Raw genomic sequence first — 26,020 nt, forward strand, 5'->3', positions numbered from 1 at the left:
AAATCAAAATATTTTATTTATAATAAAATTCTTCAATAATATCTTTAGCAGATAAAACTGGTTTTGCTCCTGCTAAAATTAACTCATTACATCCAACTGAATGCAAACTATCAATTCTTCCAGGAATTGCCAAAACATTCCGGTTATTTTGTAATGCTAAATTAGCAGTAATTAAACTACCTGATTTATTTTTTGCTTCTATAACTAATAAAGTATCAATTAAACCAGCAATAATACGATTCCTCTCAGGAAAATGAAAACGTAAAGGTTTACTACCAACTGGATATTCACTAATTAATAAATGATTGATGGCAATATTACGTTGTAATTGTTCATTTTCTCTAGGGTAATATATATCTAATCCGGTTCCAATAACAGCAACCGTTTTTCCCCCATTAGCAATGGTACACTGATGGCTTAATTTATCAACCCCAGCAGCTAATCCAGAAACAACTACAATATCTGATTGAACTACTTTGGGAATTAACATATTTAAACTTTTAAAAGCATAATCCGTATTTTTTCTGGAACCAACAACCCCCAACATTTTATTTTCTATTAAAGAAATATTACCAAAATAAAAAATAATGATAGGCGGTAAATAGGATTCTTTTAATCCAATCGGATAATTTTCATCTAAAATGGAAATAAATTTAACATGTTCTAAATGATAATTTAAACTATCATTAACTTCTTTACTATTAAATGATTTACAAAATTTATCATAGTACCTATTGGACAAATTAACGCATTTAGCAATATCTAAGGCGCTAAAATTAATTTTAATGGGTAAAACTGTATATTTATTTCTTAAAAATTTATAAAATGCATATTCTGATTTAATACCAAAACCGCTAGTTAGTTTTAGTTTAAGCAATAAAGTACGTAATTTCATTTTAAAATCTCCTAATTGGGTTTTAAAAATAATTACGTATTTAATAATTAGTTAAATCTAAAACTGGTTTAAAAGATTTACGATGAATAGGTGTCGCACCGTATTCACTAAGTGCTTGTAAATGTTTCTTGGTTCCATATCCGGCATTATGATTAAAATCATATTCTGGATATTTTTTACTATACTCATCCATTAAATTATCACGATATACCTTAGCTAAAATACTTGCAGCTGAAACACTAGCACTTTTGGCATCTCCTTTAATTAATCTAACTTGTTTATTTGAGATGTCGATATTCATTGCATCAACAATTACAATTTCAGGATTAATATCCAAATTATTAATTGCATCTTTCATTGCTACTCTAGTGGCTTCATAAATATTAATTTTATCAATTATTTTATTTGATGCAATACCAATACTATAATATAAAGCTTTTTGTTTAATCATTTTAGACAATTCAAGACGCTTTTTAGGTGATAATTTTTTTGAATCATTAACTTCATAAACATTAAAATCATGTGGTAATACAACTGCAGCAGTTACCACAGGGCCAGCTAATGGCCCCCTGCCAACCTCATCTACTCCAGCAATATAATTAATTCCCTCATTCCAAAAATGATTTTCATATTTAAGCCTTTTTTGAAAATCCATTTTAGATTTTTCTAAATAGTTCAATTGATTTATTCTTTGTTTTAGAGCAACTTGTATCCCCTTACGAGAATCATTTTTATAATCATTAAAAATATCATCAGATAATGTTGTAACTTTAGATAATAACTTTTTAAAATCATTAATAGATAATTTATTGTTCATTTTAATTTTCCTTATCTAATTCATCTACACTATCTAATGTAAATGGTCCTATTTTACCCTTACGACTATCTAAAATTAAACGCATTGATGCTCTTTCGTAATCATCGCGCATTCCAACATTTTTAGTAATCTTTAATAATAGATCAACGTCACTTAATTCCATATCTTCTTCACTTAAACGATATCTTTCAATTAGTCCGTCACGATTATGTTGTCTAAAGAAATTCAATGCAAATAATGCTACATCATCACTAGCATAAATACTATCTTTGATTGCACCTGTTAAAGCTAATTTATTAGCCACTTCTTCATTTTCAAATTTAGGCCATAAGATACCAGGAGTATCCAATAATTCTAATTCACTACCAGCCTTTAACCATTGTTGACCTTTTGTAACACCAGCACGATTACCAACTTGAGCAGCACGTCTTTTAACAATTTGATTCAATAATGTTGATTTACCAACATTAGGAACTCCTACGCAAATTGCTCTAATAACTTTATTATCGAGGCCTTTATCTTTACTAGCAGCAATTTTATCTTTTAATAAATCCTTTACTACTTTGGTAATATATTTGCCAGTTGTATTATTTTTAGAATCAACTGAAATTGCAGCATAACCTTTATTTTTAAAATAGCTTATCCATTGATTAGTAACATTAGGATTAGCTAAATCAGCTTTAGTTAAAATCATTAAACGTGGTTTATTTTTACTAACCTTTTCAACTTCAGGGTTAATAGAACTAAAAGGACATCTAGCATCTACTAACTCAAAAACAATATCAACTAAATGTACATTTTCTTCAAACTGACGAATGGCTTTAGCCATATGTCCTGGAAACCATTGAATCATATATATTCGCTCCTATCTATTATTTTCATTGTACTATATTTTATAGCTTATTATTATAAAAAAATAAACCTAAATAATAATCTAGGTTTATTTTTGTTTAATTATTATAATCTTGAAATAATTGCCAAGCTTCATCAAAGATAGTCATACTAGGCAAATAACTTGCATTTTCTTCTAAATACTGAGAAATTTCATCATAATAAATTGACTGCTTAGGAAATGATTGATCATAAAACGCATTGTTAGCAAATTGAGCGACCGGCTCATTACTACCAGAATTGCGTTCAGTCATCAAGAATTGATAAAAAGTTTTCATTAAAATCCTCCAAATTAACTATTAGGAACTAATGCCTTAAATCTAAAGTCTCCATCACCACTCATATCAATTTTATTAGCTTGATATGAAACTTTATTTTTACCACCTAATTCATTAATGTGTAATATAATTTTGTTTTCTTTACTATTAAGTTCTATCCAATTAGGAATATGATATTTTTTGCCGACATAAGCTATCACAAATTTAGCTGGAATATCAAGATGACCAATTTCTAAGTTATTAGTATCTAATTCAATATTTCCATCATCTAATAATTTAGGATTCATCGATAAAACATAGTTCACTTTAGAACCTAAAATTTTGATATTCCCATAAACATAAGCTTTTTTATCTAAAATAAATTTATAATCCATTGAAGAATTATGGTGTTCGTCAAAATTTTTTAAATAATAAGAAGAAAGTGAATTAATTTGATTTTTATTTAGTTGAACAGAAATAGGTGTCTGGTCTTTAGAAGTATTATTATTTTGAGAAGGATTAACAGTACTACCATGAATTTGAAACCATAAATATCCAAAACCGGATATTATTAATATAATCAAAATAAAAAATAAATACTTAAAAATACTATTTTTTCTAGTTTTATGCATTTAAATATACTCCTCTGATTTTTAATACCAATCGTTGTATTTTTCCATTATTTTAAATAATTTATTAGTCATAAAATCATATCCCTTTGAATTAGGATGAAAATGATCTTTTGAGGACAGGTATTCATTTAATTCTTTTTCATTGCTATATAAATCATCTAAAGATAGCGGATTAAATGAGTCATCACTAGATTCCAATAGCTTATTCTTTTGTCTTTCAGTTCTATATTGTCCATATGATAACGAATTAATATTAACAAAATGAATCCACTTTTGATTACTACTTTCATTATCAATAATATCATTATATTTACTAACATAATTTTCAATTGCATGAACCTTTGGAAAATATACATAAACTGGATTATATATACTAAAAATATAAATAGGTATTTTCTTATTTATATTCCGTATGTGCTTGATTAAAGAACTCAAATTATCTTTATATTTTGCAAGATTAAACGTCATATTTTTATTGAATTCATCTTTATCATTAACCAATGCATTTTTTTGTAATGCTTGTAACAAATCATTACCACCAGAAGTTAAAATGACGGCATTTGAATGTTTAATATTAGTTAATAGGCCATTAGTATTATTAATAATTCTTTTATCAATTTGATCAGTTCGTTGGCCAGCAATACCATAATTATAAACATTTAACTTAGCATTTTTATCATTAACAAATTTGTCTTTGATTCTATTTACATATCCACCACTATTAGTGTTATCACCAACACCCTGTGTCAAAGAATCTCCAACTGAGACAAAGGAAATTTTTTGCTTAGGATCATATTGAATATTAGAACTAGAATAATAATTCTTATATGCATAAACACCAGATATTAATAAAATGAATAAAATAAGGAGTAGCAAAATATATTTTAATATTCTTTTCGTTTTAATCACTCCAGATAAAATTAATATTATTCACTATAATACATTAAAGCAAATGCACCTAATCCGCCATAAGTAGCTATGATAGGGACAGTTTCACGCATTACTACCTGTATATTTGGACAGATGGCTTGTACTTCATCTTTAATTTTATTAGTGAAATCTGTAGAGCCAACATATGAAATACCAATGCTTTTTATATCTTTATGTTTAAGTATTTCCTGCATTTCAGGATAAACATGTTGAGTGAAATATTTATGAATTGACTTTAAGCCACGTCCCTTAGAATCAACTGTTATTTCACCATTAACTAATTTAACGATTACTTTAATATTCAATAAATTAGATATTGCTCCTGCCCATGGTTTTAAACGTCCGCCTTTAACGATATTGTCTAAATTTAAGATTCCCATATAAAGTTTGGTATTTTTACGGACTTCGTCAACTGATTTAATAATTTCATTTATACTTTTACCTTGTTTAGACATCTCAGCTGCTTTTAGTACTTGAAAAGCTAATGAACGATCAGTGTTTAAACTATCAATAACTTTCACGTTAGATTTAGATAAATTGGCTGCTTCACAAGCAGTTTTATAAGTACCACTAATTTTACTGTCTAAATTAATTGACAAAATTTCACTACCATCAGCACCTAATTCATCAAATTTATTAATAAATTTACCCAAAGGTGGCTGACTAGTTTTTGGTAATCCCTTTGCAGTTTTCATTTTTTCATAAAACTCTTCATTAGTTATTGTTTCACGTTCTGTGTAAACAGTATCATCAATCATAACTGATAAAGGAATGATATTAATATCATTCTTAACAATTTCTTCATCAGTTAAACCTGCAGTTGAATCAGTAACAATTTTAATCTTTGACATTATTATCACCTTCATTGAAAGTTAAATTATTTTCTTTCAAATACATCGAATTTATGTGGATATATATTTTTACTATCTAATTTTCCAATTGTTTCTTTATTTAAATTAAATTCATCATAATTAATTTTGGGCATTACTGTATCCCCATCAAATTTATAATCAATTGAGGTACGATATAGCCGATCAACATATGGAAGCAATAGTTTAAATATTTGTGCACCACCAACTACAAATATTTCTTTTTCTTTATTATTATTAGCAAATTGCAAAAAATCATTTAAAGTATGGATAACCATTACCTCATCAGGAAATTTATTATCTTTTTGATGTGTTAAAACAATATTTAAACGATGGGGTAGTGGCCTTCCAAAGCTCTTATAGGTCTTATTACCAGCTAATATTATATTATTCGTAGTAGTTTGTTTAAAATAATGCATATCTGCTGGTAATTTCCAAGGTAAATTACCGTTCATACCAATAACATGGCCTTTTGATTCAGCCCATAAATAAGAAATCATATTAATCTCCCCATTTTAAACAGCAACTGGTGCCTTAATTGGATCATGATGTTTATAATCAATCACTTTAATGTCATCCATATCATAATCAAAGATACTCTTTTTGTCAGGATTCAACCACAATTTAGGAGCTTGATATGGTTCCCTTGATAATTGAGTTTCAATTTGATCAATATGATTAGAGTAAATGTGCGCATCCCCTAAAGTATGAACAAAGTCACCAGGTTTCAATCCACATTCCTTAGCAATTAAAGAAGTTAATAAAGCATAACTAGCAATATTGAATGGAACTCCTAAAAATACATCACCTGATCGTTGGTATAATTGACAACTTAATTTACCATCGTTTACATAAAATTGGAACATAGTATGACATGGTGGTAATGCCATTGAAGGAATATCTTCTGGATTCCAAGCAGAAACAATTAGTCTTCTAGAATTAGGGTTGGTTTTAATTTGTTCAATAACATTTTTAATTTGATCAATAGTCCCACCAGTAGATTTTTTCCAATGACGCCATTGACTACCATAAACTAAACCTAAATCACCATACTTATCGGCAAAATCATCATCATCTAAAATTTTTTGACAGAATTTCTTCTTTTCCGCTAAATAAACTTTTTTAAATTCTTTATCCTCATTTGCACGTAATCCAAAATTAGTCATATCAGGACCATCATAGTCTTTTGATTGCACAAAATTTTTAAATGCCCATTCATCCCAAATATGATTTTTATGTTGTAGCAAATATTTAATATTAGTTTGGCCATGTAAGAACCATAAAAGTTCACTTTTAATCAATCCAAAAGGAACCTTTTTAGTTGTAAGTAATGGAAAACCTTTGCTTAAGTCAAAACGCATTTGATATCCAAATGTACTAATTGTTCCGGTACCTGTTCGATCACCTTTTTTATGACCATTTTCTAAAATATATTTTGCTAAATTTAAATAAGTATCTTCAAGCATTGTATAAACTCCTATTCTGCAAATTGACTTAAATATTCCCAACGCTGCATTTTTTGATTAGATTGTTTGTTTAAATCATCAACCTGTGATTGTAAATCAGCTAATTTATCATAATCATCGCCATAATTTTGCATTTCTGATTGAAGGGATGAACTTTTAGAATCTAATTTATCAATTTCATCTTCTAAGCCATCAAATTCAATCTGCTCAGCATAAGTTAATTTTGTTTTCTTATTTTCATTGTTTTCTTTAGGTTTATTTTCATCTGATTTTTTATGCTTTTTAACATTATCTTTATTACTGTTATCATTTTTTAAACTAGCCAAATAATCAGTAAACAATCCAACATGCTGTTCAATTTTCCCATTACCATCAAAAATAAGTAATTTATTGGCTACTTTATCTAAGAAGTAACGATCATGAGAAACTGTAATAACTGTTCCAGCAAAACCTTTAATATAATCTTCAAGAACTGTCAATGTAGATATATCAAGATCATTAGTAGGTTCATCTAACAGCAATACATTAGGTTGTTGCATAAGTAATTTTAATAAATATAATCGACGCTTTTCTCCACCTGATAACTTACGAATTAAAGTTCCATGCATAAATTTAGGAAACAAAAATTGTTCTAGTAAATCAGTAACACTAATTTTATTCCCATTATTATCAGTTACATTTTCTCCAACATCTGTTAAATACTTAATTACTCGCTTATCATCTGGGATTGGTTCAGTTTGTTGAGTATAATATGCCATCTTAACAGTTTCACCAATTTCAACAACACCACTGTCTGGCTTAATTTTACCAGCAATAACATTTAATAATGATGACTTCCCAGCTCCATTTTCTCCACTTATACCGATTCTTTCATTTGGTTGTACTAAAAGGCTAAAATCATCTAGAATTTTTTTATTATCTAAAGTCAAATTAGTATCTTTTAACTCAATAACCTTTTTACCTAATCGTTGTTGACCAAGCGTGATGTCAACATCTTCATCAGTTTGTAAATTACCAACATCATTTTTTAAATCATTAAAACGATTAATACGTGCTTGTTGCTTAGTAGAACGAGCTTTAGCTCCTTTTTTCATCCAAGCTAATTCTTGCTTATACAATCGTTGTTTTTTATGTTCAGCGTTCACTTCAAAATCAACACGTTCGGCTTTTTGTTGAACATACTTTTCATAATTACCTTCATATTCATATAGTTTTCCAAAAGACAATTCCCAAATATTATTGGCAATATTATCTAAAAAGTAACGATCATGGGTTACAAAGAGTAAAGATCCTTTATATTTAGCTAATAAATCTTGTAACCAATCAATTGAATCAAAATCCAAATGATTAGTAGGTTCATCTAAGATTAATAAATCAGGAGACTGTATCAATACTTGTGCCAAACCTACACGACGTTTTTGACCACCTGATAAGGTTGACACTTTTTGATTCATATCATTAATTTTAAGTTGCGTTAAAATTGTTTTAACGTCACTTTCAGCATTCCAAGCATCCTCTTCATTCATTTTTGCTTCAGCAGCTAAATATTGATGCTCGGCTTTTTCATCATCTGGATGCTTTGAATAAACATCTAAAGTATGTTCATAATATCTAATGATATTAAAAATATCTTGACTACCAGCGAAAACAGCATCAAGTACCGTTAGAGATTCATCTAAAACCGGTTCTTGCTTTAAATATCCGATTGAATATGTTTTAGAGGTAATGATATTACCAGTAGAATCATGATCAACTCCAGAAATAACGTTTAATAAAGAAGTTTTTCCACTACCATTGGTCCCAATTAAACCAATTCGATCATGTTCATTAATAATAAAATTTAAATTTTTAAAAAGTGTTTTTTCACCATAAGTCTTTGTTAAGTCCTCTGCTCTTAAAGTTTGCACAAAATCACTCTTTCAAATATTGTTTTGTAAAATTAATTATATTTTCAGTATTATTATCTAAATTACCAATAACAACTTGTTTTTCAATTGCATTTAATGCTTTACCAAGCATTGGCCCTGGTTTTAAAATTCCATTCTTAATTAAAATACCGCCATTAATTGCAAGTTGCTTTTTATTTTTTATTGGTAAACTACTATATTGCTTTTTCAATAATTCATTATCAATCGAACAATCGTAAAAAGATGCAATATAGTTTGCTTCTAGTAATAAATTTTCACCCGTGAGATACATTAAAAAATCACTCATATTATCATTCTGAATAGCATTTAACGCATAACAACAAGTTTGGGTATTATTTATAACCTCGTTAGATGCTTTCCAAGATTTCAAGAAATTACTAATTTGTTCTCTATTTAAACCAAATTCAAAACAAATCAAACTCCATACTTCTATTTCATTATTTAAGTTCAAATTTTTAAAATGTGAAATATTTGATAATTGTTGTCTATAATCAGCAAACAAAGGGACATGTAAATACATATTGGTGCTTATCATATCATCAATTCCCTGTTTAGGTTTTAATCCTTTCATCATCTTAATAAATTCTACATAAATTCTCTCAATCGCAATTTTTTCTAATAATGAACTATGCTTCTCAATGGCATTAAAAGTTTCTTTTTCAATATTAAAGTTTAATTTACTAGCAAATCTAACTGCGCGCATCATCCTCAAAGCATCTTCATTAAATCTTTCATTAGGATTGCCAACAGCACGAATGATTTTTTTATCTATATCAGCAATACCACCAAATAGATCAGTTACTTCACCATTTTCGCGCATGGCTAAAGCATTAATGGTAAAATCACGACGTTTTAAATCTTCTTTTAAAGAACGCACAAATGTAACTTTATCCGGTCTACGATAGTCTTGATAACCCGACTCCGTTCTAAAGGTTGTAATTTCATACCCCTTATCATTATCGAGAACCATTACAGTCCCATGTTCAATACCAGTATCAACAGTTCTTTTAAATAATTTTTTTATTTCTTCAGGATAGGCACTAGATGCAATATCAACATCATGAATTTTTTCACCTATTATTGTGTCTCTCACGCTACCCCCAACGAAGTAAGCTTCATATCCAGCAGCTTCAATTTTCTGCATTACAGGGCGAGCTTTTTCAAATTCATCAGGTAAATTTTTAATCTTTATCATTGTTTATACCCCTATCTTTACTATATAAATATTAACAGATAAATAGTATTATTTACAAAGTTTTATGTTTTTGTGTTATTATATTAGTTAAAGTAACTTTTGACATCTGAGAGGTGTAAAAATGGCCACAAATAATTATCCTTATCAAAAAAGTTTTGAAAAATATTTAAACGTTAATGGACTAGCTAAAGTCACAATTAAAGAGTATACGAGTACTTTAATTGATATGTTCGAATATTTATCAAACTTTAATATTGGGTATCAAAAAAATCATCATGTTAATCAATTATTTGATCGTGATATACAACAATATATGAACATGTTGGTTGAAAAACGACAAATAAATAATTCAACATATAACAAAGTATTATCACATATAAATATTTATTTTAAATATTTATTTAGTCATGATTTCTCTGAAAAATTACCTACCTTAACCTTAAAAGGAAGAGATCGTAACAAAGAATCTAAAATTAATATCAACTGGATTGAACACATGCCAAAAATTTTAAATGATCCAAATGTTCATCCTTATACTAAAATGACACTGTTGTTAATTAGCAAAGGATTTAAATCTTCAGAATTCTTAAAAAATAATTTTTATAGAGTATTTACAAAAATTAAGTTCAACAATTACGAAACAAAGTTTATTAACCAATTTAATAATTTTATTAAACCAATTCAGGATAAACAATCATCAAATGATTTATTTTTGAAGCAAAGAATTGCAAATGATCCACATTTAACTTTACCTGGATTGCATAAATACCTAAAACCGAGTGAAGAATATTTATCTTTTAGTTTAAATCCGACAGATTTATTTCAAGGCTATATTTTAAATTATGTAATAAAAAATCCAGGAGAAAATGAATTTGAGCTTTCAAATCATCTTAATCTGGATTTAGCATCAGTTATATACTATAAAAAATTATCAACAAAAATTATTAATGATTAATAGTTTCGATAATCTTCTAACATCATTGCAGCTCCATCATCAGAAGGCACTGCTGTAACATACATTTCAAGTAATGATATAGCATTTTTGATATCTCCACTTTCTCTAAAGAATAAAGATGCAGATTTTAAGAAAGTAGTATTATCCATAAAGTATGGTTTAGCAGCTAGATAATATTTATGTGCATTTTTAATATCATCAATTTCATCATAAGATATAGCTAAATTCCAATAAAATTGAGGATCCATCTCATGATCATCTAGATATGAAGATAATAATTCAATATTATCTTCATATTTTTCTTCAGAAACAAATAAGTTAGACAATTCAAGAACAATTTCGATATCATCAGGATCAATCTTATTTCCTTCTTTTAGATAATTTTCTGCAAGTTCCTTATTATCAACTTTAGTTGCAGCACGAGCGCTTAACAAATATAATTTTTCGTTATATTGATCGACACTAAGACCTTCTTGATATACTAATAAAGCATCTTCTGATTTGTTTTGTTCTTCTAAAGCTTGTCCTAAGTATGGATATAAAGTAGCATATTGTGGATCACTTTCACGCAATTCTTGGAACAATTCAATTGCTTTATCATAATCTTTTAGCTGTAAATAGGTAAAAGCTGTTTCAAATTTTACATCAGAAGTCATATCAATAGTCTTAATTTGCTTTAAATATCCAATTGCATGCTCAAATTTACTATCATTAGCATAAGAAATACCAACTCTTTCAACTAAATTAACCGAAGAAATGTTGGTTACTCCTTCTTTAATTAATCCTAAATACAATGGTATCGCTTTATTATATTCACCCATGGTAAACAAAAGTTCCGCTAGAGCAAAAGTGATAACATTTTCATGAGGAGCTAATTCCTTAGCTTTTAGTAGTTTTTCTCGACTTACATCTAATAATCCTTGAGTTTGATATAAATCCGCTTGAGTAACTAAAGATTGTAAATAAGCATCAGATTCAGATGAAATAATACTTAGCTGAGCTAATGCTTCATCTGTTTTACCCTCACTAATTAAAATATCTGAGATGTCCACTCTTAAACTATCCTCATCAGGAAATTTCTTTAATAATTTTTGATATATTTTTTTAGCTTGATCACTGAAACCATATGAATATAATTCTTCAGCTAGTGAATAAAGCATTTCATCACTATCGTGGTGATATGCTAAATCATATTGCTTATTAAAATCATCAATTTTGCCAGATTCTAAAAGATCTAATGCTTTTTCAGAATAACTCATATATAATTCCTCCTATCAACATAATTTGGAGATAATATAAAAAAGAGTCAGTTCGACATAATCAGCCGAACTGGCTCTTTTATCAATAAAGTGAGCTGTTTATTTAACAGCATCCTTTAAAGCTTTACCTGGCTTGAATGCAGGTACTTTACTTGCAGGAATTTGAATTTCTGCACCAGTTTGAGGGTTACGACCCTTACGAGCGGCACGTTCACGTACTTCGAAATTACCAAAACCGATAAGTTGTACCTTTTCGCCTTTAGCCATGTTGTCTTGGATTGAACCAAAAACAGCATCTACAGCAGCAGTTGCATCCTTCTTAGTTAAACCAGTTTTTTCAGCAACATTGCTTACTAATTCTGCCTTGTTAGCCATGTGTTTTCACCTCCCAATAGTTCGGAAAACAATCAATGCTTTTCGACATATGTAATAACAACATGATTGGTGTCATTACATTACTTCAAGATATCACATAAAGCCCTACAATTCAATTATTTAATGGCTATTTTAGTAAAAAAATATGCAAAATTACTTACGTTTTCTAGTAATAATTTTAATTGGAGTTCCAGAAAAGTTAAAATGATTTCTAATTTGATTTTCCAAATACCTTTCATAAGAAAAATGCATGAGTTCTTCATCATTTACAAAGACAACAATTGTTGGTGGAGCAGTTCTAATTTGAGTAGCGTAATAAATCCTAAGCTTCTTACCTTTAATACTAGGTGTTGGTGTCATCGCAATAGCGTCCATAATAACATCATTCAAATTAGAAGAAGAAATTCTTTTAGAATGATTTTCATTAACTTGTTTAATCATACCCGGTAATTTAGTTAATCTTTGCTTAGTAAGTGCTGATACGAATAAAATTGGTGCATATGATAGATATTGAAATTGTGTTCTAATTCCAGCTTCAAATTCGCGTTGAGTAGAACTTGTTTTTTTCAAAGTGTCCCATTTATTAACAACAATGATTACACCTTTTCCGCCTTCATGCGCATAACCAGCAATACGTTTATCTTGTTCACGAATACCTTCTTCAGCATTAATAACAATTAGTGCAACATCACTGTTATCAATTGAACGCATTGCACGCATTACAGAATAACGTTCAGTATTTTCATATACTTTTCCACGTTTTCTTAAACCAGCAGTATCAACCATTGTATACTCCTGACCATCTTGAATGAATTTAGTGTTAATTGCATCCCTGGTTGTACCAGCAACATCGGAAACAATCACTCGTTTTTCACCCAAAATAGCATTTACTAATGATGATTTACCCACATTAGGACGTCCAATCAAGCTAAACTTGATACTATCGTCATCGGCATTATCAGTTTTTTCAGAAAAATTCTTAATAACTTCGTCTAACATATCACCAAGTCCTAATCCATGTGCACCGGATATTGGATATGGATCACCAAAACCTAATGAATAAAAATCATATATATCAGCACGGGCTTCAAAGTTATCTACTTTATTAACTGCCAATACAACCGGTTTATTAGTTCTGTATAAGATTCTGGCAACATTATCATCAGCATTTGTAATACCTTCCTTACCATTGACCATAAATACAATAACATCTGCTTCATCAATAGCAATTTCTGCCTGAGCTGTAATTTGTTTAACAAATGGTTGATCATTTATTTCAATTCCACCTGTATCAATCATGCTAAACTCATGACCTAACCATTCTCCATGAGAATAAATTCGATCCCTTGTAACACCTGGAGTATCTTCAACGATAGATATTCTTTCTCCAGCAATTCTATTAAAAATTGTAGACTTACCTACATTAGGACGTCCAACAATCGCAACAACGGGTAATCCCATTTCAAAGTCACCCTTTCTATTAATAATAAAAAAATATCCTTCAATAAAAAGAAGGATATTTTTAAAGATTATAAACTATTATTGATTATCTTTGTCTAATCCTTTACCTACAATGTCACCTAAAGTAAATCCGTTTTCTTCTTCAGGAGCATCTTCAGTAGAGTTATCAGAAACCTTAGCATTTTCCTTTGAAGAATCATCACCATTTTCAGGTTCTGGTTCAAGTGCTCTCATTGATAAAGCTAAACGATGATTTTCAGGTTGAACATCAAGAACCTTAGCTTTAACAGTTTGACCAACTTTTAATACATCAGCAGGTGTATTAACATGTTCATGAGAAATTTGTGAAATATGAATTAGTCCTTCAACACCAGGAATTACTTCGGCAAAAGCTCCAAAATCAACTAAACGTTTAATAGTAACTTCAACAATACTACCTTGTGGGGCTTTTTCTTCAATTTCATCCCATGGTTGTGGCATAGTTTGCTTAATTGATAATGAAATACGACCTTTATCTTTATCTAAAGCAATAACCTTAACCTTAACGTCTTGACCATTCTTTAATACATCAGAAGGCTTGTTAACACGTTCATATGAAATTTCTGAAACGTGAACTAATCCGTCAACGCCGCCTAAATCAACAAAGGCACCAAAGTTAGTCATACGAGCAACTTTACCTTCAACAACGTCGCCAACATTTAATTTACCCATAACTTCTTCAAGCGCTTTTTCTTGTTTTTGTTCCATTACATCACTATGTGATAGAACTAAACGGTTCTTTTCAGGAATAATTTCAACAATCTTACATTCAAATTGTTGACCATCATATTGATTTAAGTTTCTTACAAAATGATTTGTAATCATTGAAGCAGGAATAAATCCACGAACACCAGCATCAACAACTAATCCTCCACGAACTGCATTTTTAACAGTTACAGTGATAGTTTCATCATTCTTAGATTTTTCTTGTAATTCATCCCAAACTTTACGTTCTTGTAAGCGACGAACAGAAAGTAGAAAACTTCCGCCTTCTTTATCGTCACCAATTCTTGAAAGAACAACAAATTTGCCCTTATCTCCCACTTTGTATTGTGAGTCTTCATCATTGTTAGAACTTGATGAAATTTCGTGACGAGGAACAACACCTTCGACACCAGCATTATCAATTCCAATAATTAATTGATGGTCATTATCAATGGCTAAAACTTCACCACTAACTACATCATTAATATTGACTTGGTCCACACTATCCAAGGCTTCTAATAAATCTTTATTTGTTTTTTCATCTGATTCACTCATCTGATAATTCCTCCTTGAGACAACTATACTTAACATTTTAGACTAACTTTTAAAGAAAATCTAGTTATATGACTAAGTTATCCGTTATTTTTAATAATTTTAGATATTTCATTAACTACATCACTTATTGACATCGAAGTGGTATCAATTTCAATTGCATCATCAGCTTTAACTAAAGGTGAAATTTGACGATGTGAATCCTTATAATCACGATCTTCAATTTCCTTTTTTAGCTGATCTAATGGAACATGAATATTTTTTTCTGCGTTATCCTTCAAACGACGTTCTGCTCGCTCTTGAACACTAGCAATTAAAAATATTTTTACTTCAGCATTTGGTAAAACTGTAGTCCCTATATCTCTACCGTCCATAACAATTCCACCATTACTAGCTATTTGTTGTTGTCTTTTAACTAAATTAGATCTAACACCACTCAAACTAGCTATTTCAGAAACTGAATTGGTTACATCTTCTTGACGAATCTCGTTAGTAACTTCTTGTCCATCCAAAAATACCTTTTGTTGTTCTGCATTAGGTTCAAATGAAATGTCTGTATCTTTCAACATTTCAACCACTCTTATTTCGTCACTTAAATTATATCCCAATCTCATGGCTTTAAGTGTTATAGAACGATACATCGCACCAGTATCACAATAAACATATGAAAAATTATTAGCAACTAATTTAGCAACTGTACTTTTACCAGCGGATGCTGGGCCATCAATTGCTACTTGAATTTTTTTTAAGTTCATTTAATATACCCCAATCAATATTATTTTACTCTAATTTTCTGGTTCACAGAAACATTATCGCTAGTTAAACCATTTAATTGCTTTAATTGATCAACAGTAAGACCACTATTCTTTGCAATTCTATATAAATCATTTTCACCATTTTGACCAACAACAGCGTAATCTCTATCATTACTATTATCAGATGACTGATTGCTTACAGAACTACTACTTGATGAATTAGAATTATTATCGGCTGGTTTATTTGAAGATGAGCTTGCGCTAGATGCTTCAGAAGAACTACTATTGGAAGCTTTTTTATCATCTTCATGACTAGCATTTTCAGTATTGCTAGAACTACTTTGATCAACCTTATTAGAATTTGAAGTAGACTTTTTAATAGCTTTATCTTTCTTGGAAGAAGCCTTTTTACCTTTTGATTTTATCATACTTGAGGATGAACTTGAAGATTGACTCTGACCATTATCACTAGGATTACTCATCATCCCGAAAACAAGTGTAAATAAACCAATAACTACAACAATCGTAACTAATATAATAGCTATTAATTTATGACCTCTGCTTTTCTTCCTTAATTCCATTCTTGATAAACCATTTGATTCATCTTTATTGTTATTATTCAAAATAATAACCCTCCCAATCTTATTGTTAATACAATTCATTATACATTATTTAATGCATTTTGTTGAAAAGAGAATTAATTATGGAATTCCAATCATAATTATGTTTATTATTTGTTTTAATATTAGACCTAATTAAGTTAGCTGCATGTAAATTTAATTTTGTATGATCACCATCACAACAATATTCATTATGAGCACTAAACTTTTCATCAAAATGAGATAATAGTTTTTTACGACGACAATAATTATTCAAAACATAAGATAACATCTCCGATAAACTATTTTTTTGATCTAGCCGTCTTGCCTGAAAAATATTAATAACTTTCTCTTCTGAATAATCATTATCATAGTAATATTTTAATAATTTAGTTTGTTCATCATCATTATGAATTTTTTTATAATTACGATAATAAAAAGAAATAATATCATCATCTGGAATGTTATCCATTAATAAATTGTATTGAAGCATTTCATCATTTTTTTGATAAAGAATAACAGAAATACTTTCTTTCATATCTCGACCAGCACGTCCCATTTCTTGAACATATGATTCAATATTTGAGGGCATATGATAATGAATAACATATCTAATATTACTTTTATCAATTCCCATACCAAAAGCACTAGTAGCACATATAACATCTATTTGATCATTCATAAATTGATGTTGAATACGATAACGATTTTCATTATTCAAATCTGAATGATAAGCTTCAACTTTCAAATGAGCTTTCTGTCTTAAAAAGATTGTAGCCATATTGGCCATTTTTTTACTAGAAAAATAAATAATCCCTGGACTACATAATTTGTTAACCAATGAAAGTAACTTATTGTTTTTATCATTAGTATCATCACAATATTTAACAGATAACATTATATTTGAACGATTAGTAGACTTAACTATATATTTAACATTATGCAATCCTAGTTTATGAACAATTTCAGAACGCACTGTTTTAGAAGCAGTCGCTGTTAACATTAACACTTGCGGATTATTTAAAGATTGAATTATTCTATGTAAATTAAGATATTCAGGTCTAAAATCAGTCCCCCATTGAATAATACAATGAGCTTCATCAATAACAAAAAGACCAATATCTAGTTTATTAAAATACTTTAAAACATCAAGTTGAGATATCATTTCTGGAGAAATGTATATATAATTATATTTATTTAGATTATTCAAAATTCTTTTTTTCTCTACAAAATTTAGTCCTGAAGTAATAGCAACTGTTTTTTTGGATCCTAAATATCTCATGCGATCAACTTGATCTTGCATTAAAGAAATTAAGGGTGAAATAATAACAACTGGCTGATTTATCATTCGACCAAAGAATTGATATATAAGCGTTTTACCAGTTCCAGTTGGCAACATTCCAAAAGTATTTTCACCTTGACTCAAAGACGATAAAACTTCAAACTGTCCAGGGCGAAAATCATCAAAGCCAAACCATTTTTTTAATTTTTGACGTAAATAATTCATAACTATTTACTCCTCATTATTTGATATAATCTAAACTTAAAGAAGTCTATATTGGCAACATCTAACTTATTAAAATTCCAGAAATCAATTGGCTGATTTTGATATTTCTTGTTTAAAATAGCAACTTCATTATCAGATAAAATCATATCATATGGAAATTGTTCCGTATCTAAAAAAATTGCATTTTCTAGTAAATGTTCTTTAACTGTAGATTCCTTAAGATTATATTTTTTAGCAATAGCAAAAATATTAAGACCATTGTTAAATTCATAAAATGTTCTTCTAGCGCTTGCATTGATTCTACTTTGTACTACATTTTCAAGTAAATAATTCAAAAAAGAATTGCTATTTTCAATAAATTTAATCATTAAGATCCATAAATCAATATTAATAAAGTATATTTCCATTTTAGAATAATTATATCGATTGGATAATTGTTCATAAGTTAATCCATAATTATTGTGTCCAATCAATAAATTTGCAAATATATTAGCCTTATCTTCATCTAATGAAGATAAAAAGGACTTAATAAAGCTATAAATGTCATCAATAAAATTATCATTTTTATATTTATGAAACAAATTTTTAATTAAATTGGTATCATAAAAATCTGCCTGAACTGGATAATAACTACTATTATGATAACTATATTCTGAAGTGACTTGAATAAGTAATAAAAACCTATTTTTAAACTTTTCAATATCATAATCAAAACTATATGATAATTCTTTAGGCAAATAAAAGGATTCAAATAATGAATCCTTTTTTTGTTTACCCTTATTAGTTAATTTATATTGATATTTATTATATGAAAAAACATATCCATTATTAATTAATTCATTTATTAATTTATCTTCATTTTGTAAAGAATCAAAGTTCTTCATCATTCCTGAATATTCTAATATATGATAACGACTGCCCCAAAATAAAGTTGAAACAGTTCTTTTACCATCTAATAAATTCTTAATTAACTTTAGTCTTCTCGGTTGTTTATTAGATAACATTAAAAGTAAAAGCTTTTTATTCATTAATCAATCTCTTTTCTTATAAGTAGACCAAACCTTACTACGATTTAAGATTATCACAAATACAATTCCTATAAAAAGCCCTTTAATAATATTAAAAGGAATTACGACATATAGGATTGAATCTGCAAGGCTAAAATTAAAATGGAATCCTGCCAAATTAATATATAAAGGCGTTATAATAAAATAATTTGCCAAGCTCATGATTAAAGTTAAAGAGATAGTTTCAAATAAAACCATTAAAACATACTTAATTTTTTTGGAGAATAGTCTATCAACGAGTGACATTGATAAAACAATTGTTAAACTAGCAAGCAGTAACGAAGAAACCCCTATCAAATTAATTATTGAAGGACCCGTAAAAATAAAATATAGGAAGGCCCTCATAACGGACACAACGATACCACTACTAGTTGATAACAAAATTGTTGCTAATAAAATAGGAATATCACCAAAATCTAATTTCATATAAGGAGCAATGGGGATAATAGAAACTGATATATAAGACAATAAATAAGCTAAACCACTTAATATTGAAATTTGAACAATTCTTTGTAAACTAAATTTATTTGAACTAAACATTAAAAATTCCTCCAAATGAGGATTATCTTCAAAAAAAGTCCCTGCTAAATAAATAACAGGGACTTTTGAACACTAAAAATAAATCTTCTTTATACCAGACTTTACTGTCGGCTTTGGAATTTAACCAAATCAACCATCAAAAGATGGGTAGCGGGCTATACCGCCGGTCGGGAATCTAACCCTGCCCTGAAGATAAACCATATATTATTTTTATTTATAATAATGTACCAAAATATTAAGCAAAAAACAATCATTAAGACTTTTTATCAGTAATCTCATAAAGTCTTTCAACTTCTATTTTCTTTAATGGCCTAAATTCTCCAGATTGTAAACCTCTTAGATTTAAAAAGGAATATGACTCACGTTTTAATTTTTTAACTGAATGATTAATTGCCTTAAACATATTTTTAACTTCATGATTTTTTCCTTCATGAATTGTTAATTGAACAACTGCAGTTTTCTTTTTAGGATCAGTTTCTAATATATTAGTCTTAGCTGGACTTGTTTTTTTACCATGAATTTTAATTCCTAATCGTAATTGCTTAAGTTCATCATTTGTTGGAATACCTTCCACTTTAGCAACATAAGTTTTTTCAACTTCATATTTTGGATGAGTAAGACGATTATCTAAATCACCATCGTTAGTTAATAATAACAATCCAGATGTATCATAATCTAAACGACCAACTGGGTAAATTCTTTCTGGAATGTCTTCAAAGAAATCTACAACTGTCTTTCTATTTTTTTCGTCAGAAACTGATGAAATAATTCTTCTAGGTTTATAAAAAAGAAAATAAACCTTCTTTTCTTTTCCACCAATTGGTACACCATCTACTTCAACTGAATCTGAAACTTTAACTTTAGTACCTAGCTCAGTTACAACTTTATTATTAACACTGACTCTCCCAGAAGCAATAATTACTTCTGATTTTCTTCTAGAAGCGACTCCTGCTTTTGCCATTACTTTTTGTAATCTTTCAGCCATTACTTTTCCTCCTTAGTAATTAAATTCTTATCGATTTTAGGTAATTCTTCTAAACTTGATATTCCGAATAATTTCAAAAAATTTTCAGTAACTTCATAAAGTTTAGGATTCCCCGGTACTTTTTTATGACCACTTACTATAATTATTCCTTGCTTTATTAATTTTTGAATTGTTTTATTACTATTGACTCCCCTTATATCATCGATTTCGACCCTAGTAATTGGTTGATTGTAAGAAATAATGGTTAAAACTTCCAAAGAAGTTTGAGTAAGTGAAATTTCATCATCATCAATTATGTATTTTTTAATAATTGAATCTAATTCCTCTTTGGTAGCAAGAGTATACTTATCATCATATTTTATTATTGTAAAAGGACTATCTGGATCATTGCTTAAATTATAATTGAGCTTATCAATACCATTTATGATGTCAGATTCATTCATTTCTAATAATTTAGAGATGTTAGATGATGAAATCCCGTCATCCCCAGAAACATAAATCAAGCCACTAATTTTGGCTAAATTACTTACCAATCAATATACACTCCAATCTATTTTTTACGAATATATATTCTATTATCAATTTGTTCAACAAAAATCAAATGTTCCTTCATTAACTCTAAGATTGACAAAAAAGTAGTTATAATTTTTTCTAAGTTATCATAAATGTTGAATAAAGAATTAAATTCTAAAATATCTTTGTTTTTTATCTTTTTAAGAATCCAATGAGACTGTTCCTTTACAGTGTAGTGCCATTCATTAATTTCATGTACATAAGGCTTATTGTGCTGATGTTTTTTAATGATTGAATCAAAAGCATCTTTTATTAAATCAACATTCATTATTTTATTACCATTCAGATCTAACATTTCTGTGACAGTAGGTACTTTGGCTGTAATACTATGATGCATACTACTTTTCTTTTGCATCTTTTTTAATACTTTTGAGGCTTCTTTATATTGTTGATAAATAATTAATTGATTAACAAGTTCATTTCTAGGATCTTCATAATCATCATCTTCATCTTCTAAGTCATCTTTTTTTGGTAGCAGCAATTTAGATTTAATCACCATTAAATTTGAAGCCATAACAAAATATTCGCCAATTACATTAACGTTCAATTCTTTCATCTTGTTTAAATAATCAACATACTGATTAGTTATTTTTTCAATTTCAATATCATATATATCCATTTGTGATTGTTTAATTAAATGTAACAATAATTCTAATGGACCATCAAAATCATTTATATGAATATTCATGACATTATTGCTTGGTTCCATTACGTTTCTCCCAAATTTCACAAATTTCAGTCGTATCCATAGTCCCAATTATTCGTTTATTCATATATAAATCTGATAGTTGATTTAACATAATACAACAATTATTCATATTCCAAGAATCAGGAGTTAGTATAATTCTACGAACAACTAATAATGAATTCTTAGATTCAATTGATAGCATTCCAGCCCAGTTATTATTTTCATTTTTCCATAAATATATAACTCGATCATCTGAATTTTTATACCAATTTAACTCAGATTTTAAAATTTCATTATTCATGTCAGGTATTAAGGAAAGCATATCCATAACTATTTTTTCATATTCACTACGATATTTTAATAACATTATAAAATCCTCCCCAATAAAAAATTATGCTCTTGGATGGTACTTATTAAATGACTGATTCAAATGTTCATGAGAAATATGGGTATATATTTGAGTTGTAGAAATATCAGAATGTCCTAATAATTCTTGAACAATTCTTAAATCAGCTCCATTTTCCAAAATGTGAGTGGCAAAAGAATGTCTCAGAGTATGTGGCGTGACATCTTTCTTTATACCTGCCAAGGCCACATAACGCTTTATTTTTTGCCAAATACTTTGACGACTTAAACCACCACCATGAGCATTTAAAAATAAATAATCACTACGACGATTTTTTAATAATTTAGAACGACTACTGCTTACATAGAAATTAATCCACTTAATTGCTTGAGTTCCAATTGGAATAATTCTTTCTTTATCGCCCTTACCTAAAGTTTGAATAATGCCCATCTCTAAATGTAAATTGTCCATCTTTAAATGAACCATTTCACTTACACGCAAACCAGTAGCATACATAACTTCAAATATAGCACGATCACGAATTCCATATTTATCATTAGTATCGGGTGTACTTAACAATCTATCTACTTCTTTTGTAGTTAAAACTGATGGAAAATGTTGAGCTTGCTTAGGCGTGTCTATCTTAATCATAGGATCATTCTTAATATAATGAAATCTTAATAAATACTTAAAGAATTTTCTCATAGTCGAAATAAAACGGATAATTGAATTTCTAGCTTTACCGTTTTCTTTCATATATTTCATATAATCTAAAATAATACGTGAATCAACATCTTTAAAGCTATTTATATGTTCTTTGGAAAGACAATTTGCAAACTCTGCTAAATCTTGATGATAACTTTTAATTGTATTTTCAGATAAGCCACGTTCAATTAATAAAAAGTGTAAATAATCATTAATTGTCTCATTCATAAATTAGTCACCTATTCTTCAATACTAAATTCAATACCCTTTTGAGTCAGTTTTAGTTCACCATTAATTTGTTCAACTAAACGATTCTTTAATAAATGACCTACCGCACGTTTAAATTGTCCCTTACTAATACCGAAATACTTTTTAATATCATCTGGGCTACTTTTGTCAGTATATGGTAACTTGTAATCATCAGAATGTTTTAAAACTGCAAATAACATTTTCGAATCACCATCAATAGCTTCATAACCACGAGGCTTCATTGATAAATTTAACGTTCCATCACGTAATACACCAATGACTCGCACATTAACATGTTTACCAAGATTAGGTTCAACATCGCGTTCACTAGGATGAATAAATCCTAAATGGTAGTCATCAGTAATAACTCTAGTACCTGCTAATTTAAGACGATAAGTTGTAGCTTTTAAATTATGATTCATCAATTCCTTACCACCTGGTGTCGAAATATCCTTAAATATTTGTTCATCAGCTAATTCTCCCCATATACGACCCTTTTTATCTACTTTCAAAGCAATCATAAGATAGTCGCCATGTTTAGGCCACAATTTAGTCAGTTCGGGTAAGTCATCAATTGATACAGCAATATCTTTATTAGGCAAACCAATATCAACAAATACGCCTAGACCATATTTACTTTGTACAACTTGCCCAAAAGCAAAATGGTCAACTTGAACCTTAGGTGCATCTCTTGTAATTTGCATTTTATGGTCTTCATTTTCATAAGCAAAACCACTAAATTTACTTCCAATATGCAATGGTTTAACAATTTCTGATTTATCTAATAAAAATGTTACTCCTTCAATTTGAACAAAATAACTTTTATCATTTTCATCAGTAACTTTTCCAGAAACTATTCTACCCAATATATTGTTCATTAATATACCTCATTTCGATTATTTATATTATAATTTTACACTAATTTTAATAATATTTCGATAGCAAAAAAGGATACGCAAAATGCGTACCCTTTTTATCAAATAATTATTATTTAATTATTATAATGAATTAGCAGCACCACTGTATACAATACCACGACGAGCATCAACAGTGATTGTTTGTCCATCAGAAATTTCTTCAGTTGCGCCAGTTGCACTAACGATAACTGGAATACCTAATGAAATACCAACTACCGCTGCATGTGATGTCATTCCACCATTTTCAACGATAATTGCGCTAGCTTTCTTCATTGCTGGTAAGAAGTCTTTGTTAGTGTTCTTAGCCACTAACACGCCACCGTCTACAGCTTTGCTGTTTGCGTCGGCAGCGTTACTTGCTAAAAAAGCCTTACCAATAACGGTCTTATCACCGATTCCTTGTCCTTGTGATAATTCTGAACCGATTAATTTAACACGCATAACATTAGTAGTACCTTTTTCGCCAACTGGAACACCAGCAACGATTAATACTAAGTCGCCTTCCTTAGATAAGCCTGATTCAACAGCTTTCTTAGCAGCAAAATCAAACATACCATCTGTAGTTTCTGGCTTGTCAACAACAATTGGTTGAACACCCCAGTTAACCATTAGGCCACGACGTACACGATCATCAAAAGTTAATGCTAAAATATCAGCATTTGGATGGTATTTAGAAATCATACGAGCTGAGTAACCAGTAGTAGTAGTAGTAACAATTGTCTTAATGTCTAAGTCTTTAGCCATTTGAGCAACTTGTTTACCAAATGCTTCAGTTACATCACCATTCTTGAATTCAGGACGTGCATCACCGTATTCAGCATAATGGTTTTCAGCTTTAATATCTAATTTGTTCATCATTCCAACAGCTTTAGCTGGGTAAGCACCATTAGCACTTTCACCTGAAAGCATAGTAGCATCAGTACCACTTAATACAGCATATTCAACATCTGAAGCTTCAGCACGTGTAGGACGTGGATTTTCAATCATTGAATCTAGCATTTGAGTAGCAGTGATAACTGGTTTACCCATTTCATTACATCTGTGGATCATATGTTTTTGAACGATTGGAACATTTTCAGCAGGAATTTCAACAGCCATGTCTCCACGAGCAATCATTAAACCATCAGAAACCTTCATGATTTCTTCAAAGTTGTCAATTCCTTCTTGTGATTCAATCTTAGGGAAAATTTGAACATCTTCCATATGTTCTTCTTCAAGTAATTTGCGGATATCTAGGATATCTTGAGGTTTTCTTACGAATGAAGCAGCAATGTAGTTAATGTTCATCTTTGATAAGCCAAAGCGAATATCACTTGAATCTTTTTCAGTGATACCTGGTAAATTAATTGATACTCCTGGAGCATCAACAGTTTTACGTGAACCTAAAGTGGCATTATTTTGAGCAGTAACAACTAATTCTTTGTTATCAGCATCTTTGTCTTCAACAACAGCATCTAAAATACCATCATCAAATAAAACATGTCCACCAACTTTAACATCATCAAATAGGCCTGGGTAAGTAACGGCAATTTTGTCCTTAGTACCTTCTAGACTGCTATCCATTGAAATTCTGAATTGGTCATCGGTATGAAAATCAATCTTACCATCTTTTTGCTTAGAGGTACGAATTTCAGCACCTTTAGTATCAAGCATGATACCCATTGATTTACCTGTCTTCTTTTCAGCTTCATGAACTTTGTCTAAACGACCTAAATGTTCTTCATGATCACCATGTGAAAAATTAAATCTGAAAACATTAGCTCCTGAGTTAATTAAACTAGCAATAGTTTCAACATCATTACTAGCAGGTCCTAATGTACTTACGATTTTTGTTTTTTTCATAAGTAAAATCTCTCCTTTTAT

Annotated in this window: 28 protein-coding genes and 1 riboswitch; of the genes, 1 reads left to right on the forward strand and 27 read right to left on the reverse strand. The window is 29.2% G+C overall.

What is annotated here, in order from left to right:
* Positions 1-13: 13 nt before the first annotated feature.
* The 11 genes from dprA to DY123_RS02795 form a co-directional block, all read right to left on the reverse strand.
* A complete protein-coding gene (dprA, locus tag DY123_RS02745; protein ID WP_140924056.1) occupies positions 14-895 on the reverse strand; it encodes a DNA-processing protein DprA in 882 nt (293 codons plus the stop codon).
* Positions 896-935: 40 nt separating this feature from the next.
* On the reverse strand, positions 936-1,712 hold the full coding sequence (gene rnhB, locus DY123_RS02750) for a ribonuclease HII (RefSeq protein ID WP_140924058.1): 777 nt from the start codon (positions 1,710-1,712) through the stop codon (positions 936-938).
* A 1-nt stretch (position 1,713) separates the two neighbouring features.
* The gene (gene ylqF, locus DY123_RS02755; protein WP_140924060.1) at positions 1,714-2,565 is read right to left on the reverse strand and encodes a ribosome biogenesis GTPase YlqF; all 852 of its coding nucleotides are present in this window, start codon (positions 2,563-2,565) and stop codon (positions 1,714-1,716) included.
* A gap of 97 nt (positions 2,566-2,662) precedes the next feature.
* Entirely contained in the window at positions 2,663-2,881 is a 219-nt protein-coding gene (locus tag DY123_RS02760) for a YozE family protein (RefSeq protein ID WP_105987658.1), read from the reverse strand.
* Positions 2,882-2,895: 14 nt separating this feature from the next.
* Complete coding sequence (locus DY123_RS02765; protein WP_140924062.1) at positions 2,896-3,492, reverse strand: YpmS family protein; 597 nt, start codon at positions 3,490-3,492, stop codon at positions 2,896-2,898.
* 21 nt (positions 3,493-3,513) lie between these two features.
* Positions 3,514-4,401: a GDSL-type esterase/lipase family protein gene (locus DY123_RS02770; protein WP_181400427.1), complete on the reverse strand. Its 888-nt coding sequence runs from the start codon at positions 4,399-4,401 to the stop codon at positions 3,514-3,516.
* 17 nt (positions 4,402-4,418) lie between these two features.
* Complete coding sequence (locus DY123_RS02775; protein ID WP_140924066.1) at positions 4,419-5,273, reverse strand: DegV family protein; 855 nt, start codon at positions 5,271-5,273, stop codon at positions 4,419-4,421.
* Between the two features lie 26 nt (positions 5,274-5,299).
* Entirely contained in the window at positions 5,300-5,791 is a 492-nt protein-coding gene (locus DY123_RS02780) for a dihydrofolate reductase (protein ID WP_140924068.1), read from the reverse strand.
* 15 nt (positions 5,792-5,806) lie between these two features.
* The gene (locus tag DY123_RS02785) at positions 5,807-6,757 is read right to left on the reverse strand and encodes a thymidylate synthase (protein ID WP_108982162.1); all 951 of its coding nucleotides are present in this window, start codon (positions 6,755-6,757) and stop codon (positions 5,807-5,809) included.
* Between the two features lie 11 nt (positions 6,758-6,768).
* Positions 6,769-8,664 carry an ABC-F family ATP-binding cassette domain-containing protein gene (locus DY123_RS02790; RefSeq protein WP_140924070.1) on the reverse strand — a complete coding sequence of 632 codons (1,896 nt, stop codon included), beginning with the start codon at positions 8,662-8,664 and terminating at the stop codon, positions 6,769-6,771.
* Positions 8,665-8,668: 4 nt separating this feature from the next.
* The gene (locus DY123_RS02795) at positions 8,669-9,877 is read right to left on the reverse strand and encodes a CCA tRNA nucleotidyltransferase (protein WP_140924220.1); all 1,209 of its coding nucleotides are present in this window, start codon (positions 9,875-9,877) and stop codon (positions 8,669-8,671) included.
* Between the two features lie 124 nt (positions 9,878-10,001).
* On the opposite strand from DY123_RS02795, the gene DY123_RS02800 reads away from it, so the two are divergent.
* Complete coding sequence (locus DY123_RS02800; RefSeq protein WP_140924072.1) at positions 10,002-10,835, forward strand: phage integrase N-terminal SAM-like domain-containing protein; 834 nt, start codon at positions 10,002-10,004, stop codon at positions 10,833-10,835.
* On the opposite strand, the gene DY123_RS02805 is transcribed toward DY123_RS02800, so the two are convergent.
* The 16 genes from DY123_RS02805 to pyk all read right to left on the reverse strand — a co-directional run bounded on the left by DY123_RS02805 (position 10,832) and on the right by pyk (position 25,999).
* Positions 10,832-12,094 (reverse strand): tetratricopeptide repeat protein, encoded by a 1,263-nt coding sequence (locus DY123_RS02805; protein WP_140924074.1) that lies wholly within the window; start codon positions 12,092-12,094, stop codon positions 10,832-10,834. The two genes, DY123_RS02800 and DY123_RS02805, sit on opposite strands and share 4 nt — an antisense overlap.
* A 99-nt stretch (positions 12,095-12,193) precedes the next feature.
* A complete protein-coding gene (hbs, locus tag DY123_RS02810) occupies positions 12,194-12,469 on the reverse strand; it encodes a non-specific DNA-binding protein Hbs (protein ID WP_105956075.1) in 276 nt (91 codons plus the stop codon).
* 153 nt (positions 12,470-12,622) lie between these two features.
* Positions 12,623-13,930 carry a ribosome biogenesis GTPase Der gene (gene der / locus DY123_RS02815; RefSeq protein ID WP_140924076.1) on the reverse strand — a complete coding sequence of 436 codons (1,308 nt, stop codon included), beginning with the start codon at positions 13,928-13,930 and terminating at the stop codon, positions 12,623-12,625.
* A gap of 78 nt (positions 13,931-14,008) precedes the next feature.
* Positions 14,009-15,229, reverse strand: a complete 1,221-nt coding sequence (rpsA, locus tag DY123_RS02820; protein WP_105964640.1) for a 30S ribosomal protein S1 — start codon at positions 15,227-15,229, stop codon at positions 14,009-14,011.
* A gap of 77 nt (positions 15,230-15,306) precedes the next feature.
* Positions 15,307-15,981, reverse strand: coding sequence for a (d)CMP kinase (gene cmk, locus DY123_RS02825; protein ID WP_140924078.1), 675 nt, complete (start codon positions 15,979-15,981; stop codon positions 15,307-15,309).
* A 20-nt stretch (positions 15,982-16,001) separates the two neighbouring features.
* Positions 16,002-16,604 carry a LysM peptidoglycan-binding domain-containing protein gene (locus DY123_RS02830; RefSeq protein WP_165807707.1) on the reverse strand — a complete coding sequence of 201 codons (603 nt, stop codon included), beginning with the start codon at positions 16,602-16,604 and terminating at the stop codon, positions 16,002-16,004.
* Between the two features lie 49 nt (positions 16,605-16,653).
* Complete coding sequence (locus tag DY123_RS02835) at positions 16,654-18,087, reverse strand: RecQ family ATP-dependent DNA helicase (RefSeq protein WP_140934377.1); 1,434 nt, start codon at positions 18,085-18,087, stop codon at positions 16,654-16,656.
* A 2-nt stretch (positions 18,088-18,089) separates the two neighbouring features.
* Positions 18,090-19,115: a helix-turn-helix domain-containing protein gene (locus DY123_RS02840; protein WP_140924083.1), complete on the reverse strand. Its 1,026-nt coding sequence runs from the start codon at positions 19,113-19,115 to the stop codon at positions 18,090-18,092.
* Between the two features lie 3 nt (positions 19,116-19,118).
* The gene (locus DY123_RS02845) at positions 19,119-19,694 is read right to left on the reverse strand and encodes an ECF transporter S component (RefSeq protein ID WP_108982169.1); all 576 of its coding nucleotides are present in this window, start codon (positions 19,692-19,694) and stop codon (positions 19,119-19,121) included.
* A 78-nt stretch (positions 19,695-19,772) separates the two neighbouring features.
* A riboswitch (FMN riboswitch) is annotated at positions 19,773-19,892 on the reverse strand.
* A gap of 55 nt (positions 19,893-19,947) precedes the next feature.
* On the reverse strand, positions 19,948-20,679 hold the full coding sequence (locus tag DY123_RS02850) for a pseudouridine synthase (protein ID WP_140934378.1): 732 nt from the start codon (positions 20,677-20,679) through the stop codon (positions 19,948-19,950).
* The gene (scpB, locus tag DY123_RS02855; RefSeq protein ID WP_108982171.1) at positions 20,679-21,212 is read right to left on the reverse strand and encodes an SMC-Scp complex subunit ScpB; all 534 of its coding nucleotides are present in this window, start codon (positions 21,210-21,212) and stop codon (positions 20,679-20,681) included. The genes DY123_RS02850 and scpB overlap by 1 nt, the downstream gene beginning before the upstream one ends.
* 17 nt (positions 21,213-21,229) lie before the next feature.
* Positions 21,230-21,961, reverse strand: coding sequence for a segregation and condensation protein A (locus DY123_RS02860; protein ID WP_140924087.1), 732 nt, complete (start codon positions 21,959-21,961; stop codon positions 21,230-21,232).
* Positions 21,945-22,307 carry a reductase gene (locus DY123_RS02865; RefSeq protein ID WP_105964649.1) on the reverse strand — a complete coding sequence of 121 codons (363 nt, stop codon included), beginning with the start codon at positions 22,305-22,307 and terminating at the stop codon, positions 21,945-21,947. Before DY123_RS02865 ends, DY123_RS02860 begins: the two co-directional genes overlap by 17 nt.
* Positions 22,308-22,331: 24 nt before the next feature.
* Positions 22,332-23,219 (reverse strand): site-specific tyrosine recombinase XerD, encoded by an 888-nt coding sequence (gene xerD / locus DY123_RS02870; protein WP_140924089.1) that lies wholly within the window; start codon positions 23,217-23,219, stop codon positions 22,332-22,334.
* Positions 23,220-23,230: 11 nt separating this feature from the next.
* On the reverse strand, positions 23,231-24,118 hold the full coding sequence (locus DY123_RS02875; protein WP_140924091.1) for a CvfB family protein: 888 nt from the start codon (positions 24,116-24,118) through the stop codon (positions 23,231-23,233).
* Between the two features lie 120 nt (positions 24,119-24,238).
* A complete protein-coding gene (pyk, locus tag DY123_RS02880; protein WP_108982175.1) occupies positions 24,239-25,999 on the reverse strand; it encodes a pyruvate kinase in 1,761 nt (586 codons plus the stop codon).
* Between the last annotated feature and the right edge of the window lie 21 nt (positions 26,000-26,020).

Origin of the sequence: Apilactobacillus micheneri (assembly GCF_006493595.1) — a bacterium.
Lineage (GTDB): Bacteria > Bacillota > Bacilli > Lactobacillales > Lactobacillaceae > Apilactobacillus > Apilactobacillus micheneri.